Source organism: Streptomyces tateyamensis, assembly GCF_003205575.1.
In the GTDB taxonomy this organism is placed as follows: Bacteria; Actinomycetota; Actinomycetes; order Streptomycetales; family Streptomycetaceae; genus Kitasatospora; species Kitasatospora tateyamensis.
The window spans coordinates 48,846-64,407 of sequence record NZ_PYBW01000024.1 but is presented as its reverse complement, the minus strand read 5'-3'; the positions used below and the strand labels follow the sequence as shown (position 1 = coordinate 64,407).

16 protein-coding genes and 2 pseudogenes are annotated in these 15,562 nt (G+C 71.9%); 12 read left to right on the top strand and 6 right to left on the bottom strand.

Annotation, left to right across the window (positions count from 1 at the left end; genetic code table 11):
* Positions 1–7: 7 nt before the first annotated feature.
* From C7C46_RS07430 to C7C46_RS37235, 6 genes are all read left to right on the top strand, one after another.
* Positions 8–748, top strand: a complete 741-nt coding sequence (locus C7C46_RS07430; RefSeq protein ID WP_110667068.1) for a DUF1365 domain-containing protein — start codon at positions 8–10, stop codon at positions 746–748.
* Positions 745–2,040 (top strand): class I SAM-dependent methyltransferase, encoded by a 1,296-nt coding sequence (locus C7C46_RS07425; RefSeq protein ID WP_110667019.1) that lies wholly within the window; start codon positions 745–747, stop codon positions 2,038–2,040. The genes C7C46_RS07430 and C7C46_RS07425 overlap by 4 nt, the downstream gene beginning before the upstream one ends.
* Positions 2,040–3,314, top strand: coding sequence for an SAM-dependent methyltransferase (locus C7C46_RS07420; RefSeq protein WP_110667017.1), 1,275 nt, complete (start codon positions 2,040–2,042; stop codon positions 3,312–3,314). The genes C7C46_RS07425 and C7C46_RS07420 overlap by 1 nt, the downstream gene beginning before the upstream one ends.
* A complete protein-coding gene (locus tag C7C46_RS07415) occupies positions 3,311–4,105 on the top strand; it encodes a DUF1295 domain-containing protein (RefSeq protein WP_110667015.1) in 795 nt (264 codons plus the stop codon). The genes C7C46_RS07420 and C7C46_RS07415 overlap by 4 nt, the downstream gene beginning before the upstream one ends.
* Before the next feature lie 216 nt (positions 4,106–4,321).
* Positions 4,322–4,930 carry an antibiotic biosynthesis monooxygenase gene (locus C7C46_RS07410; RefSeq protein ID WP_110667013.1) on the top strand — a complete coding sequence of 203 codons (609 nt, stop codon included), beginning with the start codon at positions 4,322–4,324 and terminating at the stop codon, positions 4,928–4,930.
* Positions 4,931–5,132: 202 nt separating this feature from the next.
* Complete coding sequence (locus C7C46_RS37235; RefSeq protein ID WP_281278525.1) at positions 5,133–5,258, top strand: hypothetical protein; 126 nt, start codon at positions 5,133–5,135, stop codon at positions 5,256–5,258.
* A 102-nt stretch (positions 5,259–5,360) separates the two neighbouring features.
* On the opposite strand, the pseudogene C7C46_RS07405 reads toward C7C46_RS37235, so the two are convergent.
* The 4 genes and pseudogenes from C7C46_RS07405 to C7C46_RS07390 form a co-directional block, all read right to left on the bottom strand.
* Positions 5,361–5,662 (bottom strand): annotated as a pseudogene (locus C7C46_RS07405) (Lrp/AsnC family transcriptional regulator); the annotation flags it as partial.
* A gap of 125 nt (positions 5,663–5,787) precedes the next feature.
* Complete coding sequence (locus C7C46_RS07400) at positions 5,788–6,894, bottom strand: serine hydrolase domain-containing protein (RefSeq protein ID WP_110667011.1); 1,107 nt, start codon at positions 6,892–6,894, stop codon at positions 5,788–5,790.
* 230 nt (positions 6,895–7,124) lie between these two features.
* On the bottom strand, positions 7,125–8,018 hold the full coding sequence (locus C7C46_RS07395) for a LysR family transcriptional regulator (RefSeq protein ID WP_110667009.1): 894 nt from the start codon (positions 8,016–8,018) through the stop codon (positions 7,125–7,127).
* Between the two features lie 58 nt (positions 8,019–8,076).
* On the bottom strand, positions 8,077–8,880 hold the full coding sequence (locus tag C7C46_RS07390) for a hypothetical protein (protein WP_181442239.1): 804 nt from the start codon (positions 8,878–8,880) through the stop codon (positions 8,077–8,079).
* 102 nt (positions 8,881–8,982) lie between these two features.
* Here C7C46_RS07390 and C7C46_RS07385 point away from each other — a divergent pair, with 102 nt between their 5' ends.
* Together C7C46_RS07385 and C7C46_RS07380 are read left to right on the top strand one after the other, a co-directional pair.
* Entirely contained in the window at positions 8,983–9,633 is a 651-nt protein-coding gene (locus tag C7C46_RS07385; RefSeq protein WP_110667007.1) for a TetR/AcrR family transcriptional regulator, read from the top strand.
* 145 nt (positions 9,634–9,778) lie between these two features.
* Positions 9,779–10,597, top strand: coding sequence for a hypothetical protein (locus C7C46_RS07380; RefSeq protein WP_110667005.1), 819 nt, complete (start codon positions 9,779–9,781; stop codon positions 10,595–10,597).
* A 42-nt stretch (positions 10,598–10,639) separates the two neighbouring features.
* Here the strand turns inward: C7C46_RS07380 and C7C46_RS07375 are convergent, their stop codons facing one another.
* Positions 10,640–11,470: an MBL fold metallo-hydrolase gene (locus C7C46_RS07375; protein ID WP_110667002.1), complete on the bottom strand. Its 831-nt coding sequence runs from the start codon at positions 11,468–11,470 to the stop codon at positions 10,640–10,642.
* A gap of 318 nt (positions 11,471–11,788) precedes the next feature.
* Here C7C46_RS07375 and C7C46_RS07370 point away from each other — a divergent pair, with 318 nt between their 5' ends.
* From C7C46_RS07370 to C7C46_RS07360, 3 genes and pseudogenes are all read left to right on the top strand, one after another.
* Positions 11,789–12,229, top strand: coding sequence for a hypothetical protein (locus tag C7C46_RS07370; protein WP_110667000.1), 441 nt, complete (start codon positions 11,789–11,791; stop codon positions 12,227–12,229).
* A gap of 86 nt (positions 12,230–12,315) precedes the next feature.
* Positions 12,316–12,456 (top strand): annotated as a pseudogene (locus C7C46_RS36290) (class II glutamine amidotransferase); the annotation flags it as partial.
* The gene (locus tag C7C46_RS07360) at positions 12,453–13,400 is read left to right on the top strand and encodes a YhjD/YihY/BrkB family envelope integrity protein (protein ID WP_110666998.1); all 948 of its coding nucleotides are present in this window, start codon (positions 12,453–12,455) and stop codon (positions 13,398–13,400) included. The pseudogene C7C46_RS36290 and the gene C7C46_RS07360, both read left to right, overlap by 4 nt.
* Positions 13,401–13,437: 37 nt before the next feature.
* Here the strand turns inward: C7C46_RS07360 and C7C46_RS07355 are convergent, their stop codons facing one another.
* Positions 13,438–14,454 carry an Lrp/AsnC family transcriptional regulator gene (locus tag C7C46_RS07355; RefSeq protein WP_110666996.1) on the bottom strand — a complete coding sequence of 339 codons (1,017 nt, stop codon included), beginning with the start codon at positions 14,452–14,454 and terminating at the stop codon, positions 13,438–13,440.
* A gap of 33 nt (positions 14,455–14,487) precedes the next feature.
* Here C7C46_RS07355 and C7C46_RS07350 point away from each other — a divergent pair, with 33 nt between their 5' ends.
* Positions 14,488–15,483, top strand: a complete 996-nt coding sequence (locus tag C7C46_RS07350) for an alpha/beta hydrolase (RefSeq protein WP_342775379.1) — start codon at positions 14,488–14,490, stop codon at positions 15,481–15,483.
* Positions 15,484–15,562: the final 79 nt, after the last annotated feature.

Below are 15,562 nucleotides of genomic sequence, written 5' to 3'. Positions count from 1 at the left end.
GCCGGCCGTGCCGGCCGGCCCGTGGCGGGCCGCGCTGTACGAGTGCCGGATCAGCCACGTGCGCACCGCCCCGCTGCACCACGCCTTCCAACACCGCACCTACCTGTGGCTGGTCGACCTTGACCATCCGCCGGCCCTCCCCTGGCCGTTGCGCAGGCTGGCCTCCTTTCCGGCCGCCGAGTACTGCGCCACCCCTGGCCTGACGATCCGTCAGGACCTGGACCGCTACCTGGCCTCGAACGGCCTCGACCTGTCCGGCGGCCGCGTGCTGATGCTGGCTCAGGCCCGCTCCCTGGGGCACGTGTTCAACCCGTTGACGGTCTTCTGGTGCTACGACAGCCGGGGCCGGGCGCTGTGCACCGTCGCCGAGGTGCACAACACCTACGGCGGACGCCACCGCTACCTGCTGTGCCCCGACGCACACGGACGGGCGCGGCAGGCCAAGGAGTTCTACGTCTCGCCGTTCTTCCCCGTCGACGGCGAGTACCGGATGGCGCTGCCGGTGCCGGGCGAGCGGCTCGCCCTGACCGTCCACCTCGACCGCGAGGGCGGGCGCGCCTTCACCGCCACCGTGCGCGGCACCCGGCGCGCGGCCGGCCCCGGTCAGCTGCTGCGGGCCGTGGTGCGCCACCCGTTCTCGACCCTGTGGGTCAGCGTCCACATCCGTCTCCAAGGGGTCCGGCTCTGGCTGCGCGGCCTGCCGGTCCACCCCCGACCGTCCACCGAACAGAGGGGCTGCCTCCGATGACCCTGTCCGTCGACCGCCTAGCACCCCACCCGGACAACCCGGACGATCGGGTGGACGGTGGCCGCTGGCCGGACGTCACCCGCGTCCCGCACGTGCCGCTGCGGGCGGCGGTGGCCGAGCGGCTGCTGCGCCGCGCCGCCCGTCGGCGCGGCCTGCGTGTCGAACTGCCGCACGGCCGCCTGCTCGCACCGGCCCCCGCCGGCGCCCCGGTGCTGCGGCTGCACCGGCCCGGTGCGTTCTTCCACCGGGTGGGCGAGAGCGGCCTGATCGGCTTCGGGGAGTCCTACCAGGCCGGCGACTGGGACTCGCCGGACCTGGTCGCGCTGCTCACCGAACTGGCCGTCGCCCCCGAGACCCTGGTGCCGACCGGCGCGCAGTGGCTGCGCCGCCTGTACGTCCAGCGGCCGCCCGCGGGCGAGTTGAGCACGCCCGACAACGCGCGGACCAACATCCGCCGCCACTACGACCTGTCCAACGAGCTGTTCGCGCTCTTCCTCGACTCCACCCTGTCCTACTCCGCGGCCCTCTTCCCGACCGAGCCCGGCGGTGCGCCGCTCGCCTGCTGGGAGAACCTGGCCGCCGCCCAGCACCGCAAGATCGACCGGCTGCTCGACCTGGCCCGGGTCGGCCGAGGCACCCGGGTGCTGGAGATCGGCACCGGCTGGGGCGAGTTGGCGATCCGCGCGGCCGCCCGCGGGGCCCGGGTCACCAGCCTGACACTCTCCGCGGAGCAGGCGGAGCTCGCCCGGCGCCGGGCCCAGCAGGCCGGCCTGGCCGACCGGGTGACGGTGCGGCTGAACGACTACCGCGCCGCCGAAGGCGAGTACGACGCCGTGCTCAGCGTGGAGATGATCGAGGCCGTCGGCCGCCCGTTCTGGCCCGCCTACTTCGCCACCATCGACCGCGTGCTGGCCCCCGGCGGGCGGGTGGCACTGCAGGCCATCACCATGCCGCACGAGCGGATGCTCGCCAGCAGCGGCACCTACACCTGGATCCTGAAGTACATCTTCCCCGGCGGCCAGATCCCCTCCACCGAGGCGATCCGGCAGGCCACCGCCCGCCACACCAGCCTGCGGGTGGCGGCCTGCGACTCCTTCGGCCCGCACTACGCGCAGACCCTGCGGCTGTGGCGCGAGCGGTTCACCGACCGGGCCGGCGAGGTCGCCGACCTCGGCTTCGATGCGGTGTTCCGGCGGATGTGGGAGCTGTACCTCGCCTACTCCGAAGCCGGGTTCCGCACCGGCTACCTGGACGTCCAGCAGCTACTGCTCACTCGCGGGGAGGACGCGTGATGACCCCCGCCACCCGGCTGGCCGCGCTGCTCACCGGCTTGTCGGGCCGCCCGCTGCCGTTCCACCTGACGGCCTGGGACGGCTCCACGGCGGGGCCCGCCGACGGGCCGAGCGTGGTGCTGCGCAACCGGCGCGCGCTGCGCCGCCTGCTCTGGCAGCCCGGGGAGCTCGGGCTGGCGGAGGCCTACCTCAGCGGCGACCTCGAGGTGGTGGGGGAGTTGGCCCCCGCCCTGTCGCAGGTCCGGGCCGCGCTGGCCGGACTCGGCCCGCTGCGCCCGGGCCTGCGGGACTGGCCCGGGCTGCTCGCGACCGCCGCCCGACTCGGCGCACTCGGGCCGCGCCCAGCGCCGGTCGGCGGCCGCGCCCGGGTGCACGGGACCCTGCACAGCCGGGCCCGCGACCGGGCGGTGATCAGCCACCACTACGACCTGTCGAACGAGTTCTACGCCCTGCTGCTCGGCCCCGCCATGGCCTACTCCTGCGGATACTGGACCCCCAAGAGCGACAGCCTGCAGAGCGCGCAGGAAGCCAAGTTCGACCTGATCTGCCGCAAACTCGCCCTCCACCCCGGCAGCCGCCTGCTCGACGTGGGCTGCGGCTGGGGCGCGCTGGCCGTGCACGCCGCCCGGCACTACGGCGCACAGGTCACCGCCGTCACCCTGTCCCAGCGCCAACACGCCTTCGCCACCGCCGCGGTCGACTCGGCCGGCCTCGGCGACCTGGTGACCGTCCGGCTGCGCGACTACCGGGAGATCGCCGACGGACCGTACGACGCGATCAGCTGCGTCGAGATGGGCGAGCACGTCGGCGACCAGCAGTACCCCGCCTTCGCGCGCCGCCTGCACGGTCTGCTGCATCCGCAGGGCCGGCTGCTGGTCCAGCAGATGTCCCGGGGCTCGGCCGCGCCCGGCGGCGGTGCCTTCATCGAGACGTACATCGCCCCCGACATGTCGATGCGCCCGGTCGGCGAAACCGTCGCCCTGCTGGAGACCGCGGGACTCGAGGTCCGCAACGTCGAGGCGCTGCGCGAGCACTACGCCCGGACCATCGACGCCTGGTACGAGAACCTGCGCGAGCGCCGACCCGATTTCACCGCCCTGGTGGGCGAGGTGACGGTCCGTCTGTGGCAGCTCTACCTGGCCGGAAGCTCGCTGGCGTTCAGCGAGCGGCGGATGGGCGTGGACCAGATCCTCGCCGTCCGCCCCACCGCCGCCGGCGCGAGCGGCGCATCCGCCACCCCGGCCGACTGGTACCAGGGACAGGGGCAGCCGTGAACGCCACCGCCTTCGCCGTCAACCTCGCCGCCACAGCCGGCGCGGCACTGCTCGTCCTGCTCGCCGCCTTCGCGGTCGGCCTGCGCACCGGCCGGCACCGCGGTGTCGACGTGGCCTGGGGGCTGGGCTTCACCGCCGTCGCCTGGACCGGCTACCTGCTCTCGGCCGGCCACGGCGACCCGGCGCGCCGCCTGCTGGCCACCCTCCTGGTCACGGTGTGGGGCCTGCGGCTGGCGGCCCACATCTGGTGGCGCTCTCGCGGCCATGGCGAGGACCCGCGCTACGCCCGGCTGCTGGCCAAGGCCCCGCCCGAGCGGCGCGCGGCCTACGCCCTCCGGATGGTCTACCTGCTGCAGGCCGCGCTCGTCTGGTTCGTCTCGCTACCGGTCCAGGCCGCCCAGTACCTCACCGCCCCGCTCGGCCCGCTGGCCTGGGCCGCGGTCGCCCTGTGGACCCTCGGCATGTTCTTCGAGACGGTCGGCGACTGGCAGTTGGCCCGCTTCAAGGCCGACCCCGCCAACCGCGGCCAGGTGATGGACCGCGGCCTGTGGTCCTGGACCCGCCACCCCAACTACTTCGGCGACACCTGCGTCTGGTGGGCCCTCTTCCTGCTGGCCGCCGCCCGCCCGATCGGCTGGGCGTTCGTGCTGAGCCCGGTGCTGATGACCTACCTGCTCGCCTTCGGCAGCGGCCGGCCCCTGCTGGAGCGCCAACTGAGCGCCGCCAAGCCGGGCTGGGACGCCTACGTGGCCCGCACCAGCAGCTTCCTGCCGCGGCCGCCCCGGGGGTGAGGGGGAGGCCAAGCCCGTGGTCCTGCCGGAAGCGGTCGTGATCTTCGACAGCCCGGGCGAGGTCGTGGCCGTCTCAGGGCTCCGCGGCTGGGCACGCCGCCCTGTCTCCCTCCGGTTGCGGTTCAGGTTCCGGCCCCCATCTCCGACTTGCGACGGCCAATCCGCCGGAGGAGCGTCGTAAGCAGGGGGTAGGCGAGACAGGAATGGGGGCCGTTCATGTACGTACGTACGGCTTATGTGACAGGCGATCCGCAAAGGATCGACCAGGCCCTGGACGGGTTGCTGGTGGAGGCCGTCAAGCTGCTCTCCGGCGAGCCCGGCTACCAGGGATACGGACTCTTCGCCGACCGCGAGGTCGGCAAGATCATCATGGGCAGTTGGTGGGAGAGCCTCGAACAGGCCCAGGCCAGCAACGAACACCTGCAGCAGCGTCGGGCCGAGCTGCTGGCGCCCTTCGCATCGTCGCAGTCCGTGATGACCACGGAGGCGCTGGCCTTCACGCCGAGCCCTCAGGTCGAGGCGGGAGGCGGATTCCGGCTGGGGCGCTTCCAGCTCCCACTGGAGAACCTCGACAAGATGGCCGAGCAGTTCCGGTCCGCCGCCGTGCCCGCCTTCCAGGCGACGCCGGGCTTCGCCGGAGCCGCACTCCTCGCGGACCGTCGCACCGGACTCGGCTCGGTCGGCACGTTGTGGGCCACCCGTGAGGCGCTGGTCGCCTCCCGCAGCGCCCAGGCCGCCAGCCGGGCGAAGGCGGTAGCGGAAACCTCGATGAACCTCATCGCGCTGGAGGAGTTCGAGGTGGTCCTCCTCGACCGCCGCGACTGACTCGGACACGACGCGGGCCGGTTTCCCGAGCGGGCCGGCGATTCGCCGGCCCGCGCATCTGGCCGGTGGTTCTCAGGGGGCGGCAGCGTGGCGCTGCCGCCGTCAGGGCCGGTACCAGTCCCGGCAACGGGACCGATACCGGCTCGTTCGCGGTCGTAGGTCGGGTGTAGCGTGCGGTCCGGAAAGTTCGTGAACATTCGACGTGACGGCCGACTGCTCCGACTACGGCACCGCAGCGATCACCGTCACCCCGCCGCCGGCCAGCGACACCACGGACTTCGGCGACGCGCTGAAGGGCATCGCCGGCTCCGTGGACAGCGCCAGCTGACGACAGCCGGAAGCGCACTCCCGTAATCGGTTTGCTGTCAGGCGAATTGAGAGCCGGTCAGGCCGGCGGATCGGACGGTGCGGCGACCTTGAGGGTGTAGCACTTGAGGGTGTAGCAGTCGTCTCCGGTGGTGCGCAGGCACTCCAGGATCTTGCGGCCTCGGCGAGCACTTGGTGCAGCGGCTGGTGGCGGTTGCCGGGGTACTTGAGCCGGACGACGGCGAGCACCGGGTAGCCGACCTTGGCCAGGTCCACGGCGGCGTGGTAACCGGTGATGACGCCCAGCGACTCCAGGTTCCGTACCCGCTCGGTGGTGGCTGACGGACTGAGGTTGACCCGGCGGCCCAGTTCACTGAGGGAGATCCGGGCCTCCTGCTGGAGCTGTTCGCGGTCACAGCGGGAGATTCACAAGAGCTTCACGGCGCCTGGGCGGTATCGCCGGGACGATTCCGTCCAGGCCGGCGGGCGGTCAGGGCCCACACCTGCCTCGACGAGGCTACGCCTGGATGCCGGCTGAGCCTGGGTACTGGCTACTGAGCCGGCTCGGCCGGCTCCTGGCGGAACACCTCCTTGAGGAGCCGCTGTTGCGCCTTCTGGAACATCTCGGCCGTTGCGGCGAAGTCGAGTTCGGCGTCCCCGGTGGTGAGTGAGGCGGTCAGGGTCCTGCTGCCGTCGGGCGTGCTGTACATCAGGGTCGCCCACCCCCAGAAGCCGCCGTTGTGGTGGACGAGGGTGCCGCCCGCCGTCTCCTCCACGAACAGGCCCAGGCCGTAGCCGAGTTCGGGGTGCGGCGTGCGCATTTCGACCAGCAGCGAGTCCGGGAGGAGCTTGCCGGTCATCAGGGCGGAGAAGTACGTGTGGAGGTCCTCGGTGGTCGAGATCATGTCACCGGCGGCGGAGATCCAGGAGGCGTTGGAGCGGGTGACGTCGACCAGCTTCCACTGGCCGTCGTGCTCGTACCGGTAGTAGGCGTGGGCGTGCGGCTCGGGGATCTCCGGCGAGGCGTCCGGTACCACGGTGGCCGTAAGTCCCAGCGGCTGCAGGACCAGGCGCTGCATCTCCTCGGCGAACGGGCGGCCGGTGACGTCCTCGACCAGCAGCCGGGCGAGGACGTAGTTGGTGTTGGAGTAGCTCCAGTCCGTTCCCGGCTCGAACCGGGCCGGCTTGGAGAGCGCCAGCCGCACGAGTTCCTCCGGCCGGTAGGTGTGGAACCGGCGGTCCACGTACTCCTGGCCCTGCCAGGGGATTCCCGGCGCGACCGTCCCGTCCTCGTAGTACTCGCCGGTGTAGTTGAACAGCCCGCTGGTGTGCTGCAGCAGCATCCGCACCGTGATCCGCCGGTCCAGGTCGAACCGGGTCAGGTAGTCGTCGGCCGGGCTGTCCAGCCCGATCCTGCCCTCGGCCACCAGTTGCAGCACCGCGGTCGCGGTGAAGGTCTTGGTGCTGCTGCCGATCCGGAACCGGCCGTCGGTCGGTGGCTTGTCGTCTTCGCCCAGCTTGCGCACCCCGGCGCTGCCGACCCACTCGCCCCGTTCGTCGTTCACGCGCAGTTGTACCCCGGCGAAGCCCGAATCGACGATCGCCCCAAGGGCCTTCTGCAGCTCCGGACGGTCCCGGTCGGTAAGGGTGATGGACATGGTGGGCACTCCTTCAGACTCTTCATCGCGGAGGGCACAGGGGTCATCGTGCGTTCCGCTTCGTGCTCGATCCCTTGCTCTCGGGATGGATCAAGCTTCGAGTGCGGCGGCCCGGGGAACAACGGCGATCGGCGCAACGGCCGTTAACCGTGGGGTTGACGGTCTGCGGGGGATCGGCCCAGCTCACGACGGGAGACGGCGCTGGTCTCTCCACCATCACGCTGATCGCCTCAGAGGGCCGGGGTGCCAAGGTCGCGGATGACCTTGGCGAGGGCGCGCACGGGCTCGGTCTCGGCGTCGGAGCGCCAGACGAGTCCCCAGCTCAGCGGCCTGGCGTCGTGCACGGGCAGGTAGGCGATGTCGGGGCGTGCGTGGTACCGGGTGACATGGAAGCCCAGGGTGTGGACGGCTTCGCCGGCTCCGACATTGGTGAAGATGTCCTCCAGGTGGGCCCCGATCTGCGAACGGCGCTCGATCGGGCGTCTGCTGGGGGTCTGGAACGGTGTGAAGGCGTCCTCCCAGTAGTCGGGCAGCGGCGAGGCCGGCCCGATGACACCGAAGTCACCGAGAACCTCGAGGGAGACCGATGCGCGCTGGGCCAGGTCGTGATCGGGTGCCACGACCACCACGCGGGACTCGGTGAACAGGACCGGCCCGACCGAGAGGTCGGGCTCTTCGACGGGCAGCCACGAGACCAGGGCGTCTATCTGCCCGGACCGCAACGGGTCGAACGCGTTGATGAAGGGGTTGTGGCGGATCTGCAGTCCCCACTGGGGGCGGCGGGAGCGGAAGGTGTCCCAGAAGGGGCGCAGGTCGTGGGCGTTGCTGGGGATCATGCCCACCCGCAGCACGCCGACCTTTCCCTGCGCCGCCATCCGGGCCCGCTCCAGACCCTCCTGCAGCCCTTGGTAGAGCGGCAGGAGGTCCGTGCGGAGTTGCTCACCGATCGGTGTCATCCGAACGGCGCGGCTGGTGCGCTCGAACAGTTCGGCGCCGATCCGGCGTTCCTGCTTCTTGATCGCCTGGCTCACCCGCGCCGGGGAGACGTGGAGGAGGTCGGCGGTCCTGCCGAAATGAAGCTCCTTCGCCAACGTCAGAAAGATCTCGATGTCGCGCAGTTCCACCCCTGCCCCCGTCCGTCGACCTCAGTGCTGATCCGGGTGTTGGTCCGACGGTGCGTGCTCACCCACCCTGTCGCGCCGGGTTGGTGGCGGGTCCGGTCGGCGGGTGCTCGGTGGCCTGTCCTGCGGCAGCCGTAGCAGCCGCAGCAGCCGTGGTGGTCGTGGCGGGCCGGCGCAACGAGCGTTCGGGCTGGAGGCGGTGGCGCAGCGCGAACCAGGCGAGGACGCCGACCGCGAAGCCGTATGCGCTGACCAGACCGTGGCCGTTGGCCTGCGCGAACCACAGGATCAGGCCGAACGCCGGCACCCCGAGCGCGAGCAGCTGGTCCTGGCGCTGACCCGAACGGCCCTGCCCGCCGTCCTCGTGGTGCCGGCCGTGCAGGAGGAGCGCGGCGGCCAGGGTGGCACCGAGGAAGTAGGTGGCGCCGGAGCTGCCGGCGAAGTTGCGCGGGTCGGTGCTGCGGGAGGTCTGGCCGAGCAGGGCGTCGATCCGCTCGGGGAGCAGGATGCCGGTGAGGAAGAGGGCGAGCATCGCCGGTCCGCCCCAGAACCACTGGGCGAAGGCTGCCATGACGGCCAAGGTGGCCAGGTTCCAGCCGCCGCCGCCCAGGCCGCCGTTCTGCATGAAGACGGAGGTGACGGTCCGCCACCAGCCTTGCCTGGCCGGGTCGGCGTCCAGCGCCGCCATCGCGCCGGACCAGCACAGCTGCAGGACCACCGCGCCGACCGCGACGGCGGTGAGCGCGACCGCGGCCCACGGGATCCGGCGCCGGCGCAGCGGATCGGGGCCGGTCAGGGCCGCGCCCGCTTTGAACATGAAGACCATCAGTGCTGCTGTGGTCGCGTTGAACACCAGGGCGTCCACCGCTACCACCCCCCTTCGAGCGGACAGATTCCGATGATCATGACCCTAGCGCGGCGGCCGCTGTTTTCAAACACTGTTGGAACACAGGAGTAGGGTAGGGCCGTGAAACTGACGGTGGATCGGATCGTCGATGCCGGGATGGCCGTCTACGCGGAGGCCGGCTACCCGGGGCTGTCGATGCGGCGGGTGGCCGCGCGCCTGGACGTCCACGCGGGCAGCCTGTACTACCACGTGCCGAACAAGGCGGTCCTGCTGCGGCTGATGGCCGACCGGGTGGCCTGGCAGGCATACCGGGCGGGCGCGGCGGCGCTGGCCGCGTTGCCCGGCGATGCCGGGTGGGCGGAGCGGGTCGTGGCGCAGCTGGGTGCGCTGCGGCACACCCTGCGGGCGCACCCGGGCGGGGCGGCGATGCTCGCCGACAGCCCCAAGGTGCTCAGCTTCGGTGCGCTGAACCTGATGGAGCGCCTGCTGGTGACGTTGGACGAGGGCCGGGTGCCGGGGCTGGCCGCGGCGGTGGCCGCTGATGCGCTGCTCAGCCATGTCACGGGGTTCGTTTTGCAGGAGCAGGGCGCCGCGCCTGCCGTACCGGACGCGTCCGAGGCTGCGGCCGTGCACCGGGACTTCCCCCGTACGGTGGCCGCCGCGGCCGCGGTGAGCACGGACGGGCGGTTCGAGCTCGGCCTGCGGCTGATCTGCGCCGGGGCGGCGGCCCAGATCCAGCCGGCCCCCGTGGAGCGCCACGCCCTCTCGTAGGGTCCCGGGGACGTACCCACCGCGCGGTGTCGTCGGACGAGGCGGATAAGTCGGACGAGACGGGGGCGGGGCAGGGTCGGGCGGCGCCGTGCGGAACCGGTGCGGGGCCGGCCGCGTCCAAGGGCGCGCATCGAGGGGGAGGGTCATGAGGGCAACAGAGTCGCGCAGGGGCCGGGTGCCGCTGGTCGTACTGGGCGTGGCAGTGGCCTGCGCACTGGTGGGCTGGGTCGGGTACTCCATCGCCTTCGGGGGGATCAAGGAATGGAACGTGGACGCCCAGGGGCCCGTCCTCGTCTCCGCCGACGGGCGAACCCTCACCCTCACCGGCGTGCCCGATCCGGCCTGGACTCCGGAGGACTGCTTCGGCAGCCTCACCGTCGACGTGGTGACCGAGGAGCACGCCGCCACCGTGGCCGTCCACTTCCACCTGGGCAGCGCTCCGCAGGAACAGGGAGGACCCAGGGGCAGCTGTGCGCAGTTCACCGGGATCGAGGGTGACCTCGCCCACCCGCTCGGCATGCGGACGCTGACGGACGCTCACGGGCGGCCACTGCAGACCGTCTCCGAGGCCACGGCTCCGCGACCGCGGGATCCGGGCCTGACCGAGGAGGGCAGCGAACTGTGCTCCGCCGCACGTCCGCGCTCCCAGCCCGGCGTCTGCCGCGGCTCGTTGGCTCTCGTCCGGTTCTACCGCGACACCTCGGGCCAGACCCGCTGGATGCTGTACCAGTCTCTCGACCCGACGGCACCGGAGCCTGACGCCCCGGGGACCCCGGGGACGCAGCGCACGGCCGTGAACGGGGCTCCCGCCGTCTGCCGTTCGGACGGAGACGGGGGAGTGGTCGTCGACTGGACCGCGGGCGGGACGGCGCAGCAACTCGAGTTCAGCCCTCCATCCGACTCCGGCGCCACGGCCGACCAGCTCTGTACGCAAGCCGTTGCCGAGGCGCGGACCGTTTCGTGAACGCCCGCGAGAACTCGGCCGGATGCGAGGTCCGACCGGGTGCTAGGTGACGGGCAGGTCCGGGTCAGCTGTTGCCGTTGGTTCGAAGGCGGCCAGCATCTGGGCCAGCGCCGCCTGGTCGGGGCCCACGAAGGGTGAAATCCCCGCCGCGGACCCAAGGGTGTCGATCATCCGCTCGGTCATTCCGGCCGCAGCCGGCAGGTGGGTCGACAGGACGAGCTCGGGCTCGCGGTCCCGCAGCAGGCGGAAGGTGTCGAGGAACCGCTTCGGGTCGACGTTCTCGACCCACGGACTGTCCACGCTGGCCCACAGCAACTGCGCCGCCCGAAGTTCTTCGACCGGGATCGCGCTGACGTCCCCTTCCTCCGCCGTGTCCGCGCTGGTCATCGGGGCGCCGAAGCAGTCCGAGCTGAAGCAGACGCCGGTGAGGTCGTCGAAGAACCCGACGGTAGCGGGATTGTCGAACAGGGGCGGCCGGAACGCTGTGAGCGTGCGGTCACCGACGTCGAGTGACTGACCGGGATTGAGCAGATGGACCCGGTCCAGCGGGAGCGGTCGCTCGCAGGACATGATGCCGACCGCGATGAAGGTGGTCACCACCTTCGCCTTCGGTGCCGCTTCGAGGAGCGCATGGATGCCGCCGGTGTGGTCCCGGTCGGGGTGGGTGAGCCAGATCCAGCGCACGTCTGCCGGGTCGAGGACTCCGGCGAGCGTGTCCGGGAAGCTGCGGTCGGGCAGCCCGAGGCCAGTGTCGACGACGACGGGTTGCTGCGCTCGGAGCACGAAGGAATTGACGGGAATGTGGCCGATCCCCGGCACCTCGAGACTGTCACTGAGGACGCTGACATCGGGTCGCACTCGGTTGACGGACATGGACGATCTCCCTCCGGATCGGGATCGTTCGTGTCCGCCTAAACCACTCTAGACGCACGGCTACCTTGGCGGAGGGTGGAGCCCGGTCGTCCGGGTTCGCCTCTGCCTGATCCGCCGTCAGCGCCCCGCCGGACTCCGCTGCTCGCTGCTCGGCGATCTCGGCCGCGCCGGCTGCCCCGACACCGCCGTGGGCGGCCCCGTGCTGCTCCCGGCGATGACCGGTGGGTCCTTCCGGTGGCGCTGAACGTGTCGGTGCCGCGAGGTCTCTGCTGAGGCCCTGGTGCGCGGGGTGGCGGCTGGGCAGGCTAGTTTGCTCGGGTGAGTCTCCTTGATGATGTGGCCGAGCGTGACGGCTGGCGATGCTGGGTGTGCGACGAACCGGTCGACCCCGACAAGTCGGTGAACGACCTGCGGGGGCCCAGCGTGGACAGCCGGACCGCCGACCGCAAGGCGAAGGTCGCCGAGCGCCTCGCGCACCGCGGGTGCAACAGCCGCAAGGGCGCGGTCAAGGTGGTCATCGCCTGGCCGGAGCGCCTGTACGTGGTCGAACCCGCACCGCTGATCACCGTTGCCGGGAGGCTGGAGCGCAAGGCGGGCCGCGAGATCGTGGGCCGTTGTCCGACCCGGCAGGACGCCCAGGAGGCGGCGGACTGGCTGGTGGACCGGTTCTCCCGACTGGTACCGGGGCTGCCGGTGACCGCCGACATCGAGGCGGGCGGCGGCCAGTTCCTCGTCGTCCTGGCCAGCGCCCGCCGCTGACGGGGGACCACCGGTAGTCCCAGGCCGACCCGGCGACCGAGGGACGCGTCCCTGATGCTGGCCGCCCATGGCCTCACCCCGGCCCACTCTCCGACGAGACGCGCCTGGTGGTCTCGGAACCGCTGGGCGACCTCCCCGGAGCCTGGAACCCGGTGCCGGAGTCGTGTTACGGCGTCATCCAGGAGGGCCAGGACGAGATGCACCCGCTCGTGCCTCGGGCCGCATGAGCGTTCAGTCCGGCCCCAAGCGGGCTGTTCGAATACTCACGTTCTGGCTGCGTCCGGCCTTCGCTTTCCGTGCGGTCTCCCGGTTCCAGCAGGTCACCGGCTTGGAGCGCTCGATGGCCCTGGCCTCCAGCGCGCTCACGACGTTGATTCCGCTCGCGGTTCTGGTGGCGACGGTCCTGACCAGTTTCGGTCGGCAGGACCTGGCCGAACGGATCGTGCGCCGTTACGGCCTCAGCGGCGGCGGAGCGGACGCGGTCCGCCAGCTCTTCTCGTTCGTTCACGGCCCCGACGCGACGCTGGATGTGCTGGGCTCGCTCTTCTTGCTCATCTCCGCCCTCAGCTTCGCGCGCGCTGCGCAACGGCTGTTCGAGCGGGTCTGGGAACTGCCGGCGCTCAGCGTGCGCAACACCGTGAACGACCTGAGGTGGCTGCTGGTCCTGGTGCTTTACGCCATGGCCGCCGGCTGGCTGCACGTGGTTCTCGGCCGCGGGCGGTTCGATCTGGCTGCCGCGGCGTGCCAGGGGCCGCTGACGGCGGTCTTTCTGGCATGGAGCGGCTGGACGCTGTCGGCGAAACGCACGCCGTGGCGCGGCCTGGTTCCGTTCGCGGTGCTGGGGGCCGTGCTGATCGCTGCGTACTCGGTCGGGGCCGCGGTGTACCTGCCCGGGCTGTTCAGCTCCTACGCGAGCCGCTACGGTCCGGTCGGGGCCGTCTTCGCGATGATCACTGCACTCTTCGGAACGATGCTCGCCCTGGTGTGGTCGGCCGCGTTCGGCAGAGAGGTCACCGACGAACTGGAACGCATCCGCCGAGGCGAGCGGCCTCCCGCCGACGAGGTCCGCCGGGAGTGGGACAACGTCATCGCCCAGCTGCGGGAGCGGTGGCTGACCGCGCGCGCCGAGCTTGCGCGCCGTCGCGAATCCGCGCGCCGACGTCGCCGCTGACCGTGGCCGGGGAACGCGAACCTCCGCTGACAGCAACTTACTTGGGCGAGGCCGGTGGTACAGGCAGCGGAGTGCGTTTGACGGCGCGGCTGACGATGGCCGTCTCGACGTGGGTGATGCCCAGGCCGGCCAGGTCGTGGGAGAGGAAGCCGTAGAGGGTCGTCAGGTCCGGGAAGTACGCGGCCGCGTGCAGGTTCGACGGCCCGGAGGTGGCGAACGCGCCGTGTACCGACGGGTGATCGGCCAGCGCCTGCCCGGTGGCGGCCAGGTGATCGGGGGGTACCTGCAGCAGGAGCTTGGCTTCGATGGGCAGTCCGAGCCGCCGGGAGTCGACCAGCACCTGGGTGACCAGGCGCCCCTGGGCGGCCATCTGGGCCAGCCGTCGGCGCACCGTGCTCTCCGGGTGGCCGGTGCGCTCGGCCAGCGCCACCGCGCTCAGGCGCGCGTCGGGCTCGAGCACCTCGATCAGGGACTGCTCCAGGGCGTCGGAATCGACGCCGTACGGGCCCGGGGACGTGGCGGTCGTCGCTCCGGGGACCGGCTCGCGCGCCGAGAGGGCGGCGCGTTCGGCTGCGGTCAGCACCTGGTGGCGCCACTCGGAGGTGAGCCGGAAGACGTGCAGGATGGTGGCGCTCTCCAGGGAGGTCACCGCCTGGGTGGAGGGCAGTTGACGGAAGACCAGCGGGTCGCTGGAGCCGGGCTCGGTGCGGGCGACCGCGAAGATCTCGTCCCCGGACGTGGTGACGTCGATGAAGGGGATGTCCTCGCGCGCCGCGAGCGCGGCCACGATCGGGTCGAGCCGGCCCCGCAGGACCCGGATGCGCAGGAACAGCGCCCCGGCCGAACCCCCGTTTCGCGGTCGCGCAACCGGTGAGATCACCACGCGCACGATGCCGTCGGCAGTGAGTGCCTGCAGGCGGCGGCGGACGGTGGCGGGGCTGAGTCCCAGCGTCTGCGCCGCCCGTTCGGCGGTCAGCCGGCCCTCGCACTGCAGGGCGGCCACCAGCCGCTGGTCGAGCAGGCTCAGGACGGAATTCGTCGATTCGCGGGCCATGGCTGCAAGTTTCGCTCATTCTGCTGCCCTGCGGTGCCCGTTCCGCTGCTGTCGCGCCAAGGATGGAGGCACTCCCAGCACCCCGAGAAGACCGGATTCACCATGGAGGCCCAGGTGCCCGCGCTCCAGAGACGCCAGAACGTACGCTTCGCCAGCGGCGACACCTCGTGCGCCGCGTGGCACTACCCGGGGTCCAACGGCGGCTGCGTGATCATGGCCGGCGGGACCGCCGTGACGAAGGAACCGGCCTCGGACCTGTTCGCCGCGCGGTTCAACGACGCCGGGTTCGCCGTCCTCGCCTTCGACCACCGGAGGTTCGGCGAGAGCGGGGGCACGCCGCGTCAGATCGTCCGCTTCGACGAGCAGGTGGCCGACTGGCACGCGGCGATCGCGTACGCGGCCACGTTGCCCGACGTCGACCCCGACCGGATCGCGCTCTGGGGCTTCTCACTGGCCGGCGGCCACATCTTCCGCGTCGCGGCCGACCACCCGCGGCTCGCTGCGGCGATCGCCCAGACCCCGCTGGTCGACGGCCGTGCGGTCGCTCCGCACGCGCTTCGGGCCATGACGCCGCTCGCGATGCTGGGCCTCTTCGGCCGGGCCGTCGCGGACGCGCTCGGCGGGCTGGTCGGGCGGGAACCGCTGCTGGTCCCGGCGGCCGGACCGCGCGGCGCCGTCGCCTCGCTCACCACCCCCGACGCCATGGACGGGGACCAGGCCCTCGACCCCGAAGGGCGCTACGCGAACTGGGACCAGACGGTCGCCGCCCGGATCGCCCTGCGGCTTGGCGGATACCGGCCCGGCCGCCACGCCGCCCGGATCCGGTGCCCGCTGCTGGTGATCGTCTGCGACCAGGACCAGAGCGTGCTCCCCCGCCCCGCGGTTCGGGCGGCACGTAACGCGCCGCGCTCCGAGGTGGTCCGCCTTACGGGCCGTCACTACGCGCCGTTCCTCGAGTCGCACGAACAGGCCGTCGCGGCACAACTCTCGTTCCTGCGAAAGCATCTGGCTTCCCGTGACTTTCACTGAGGCGGATCGCCGTCGGCGGTGGGGGAGCGGGGCACCGGGCACGGTGGGCACGCCCGGCTCCCCTGGGAGGGCGGATGAG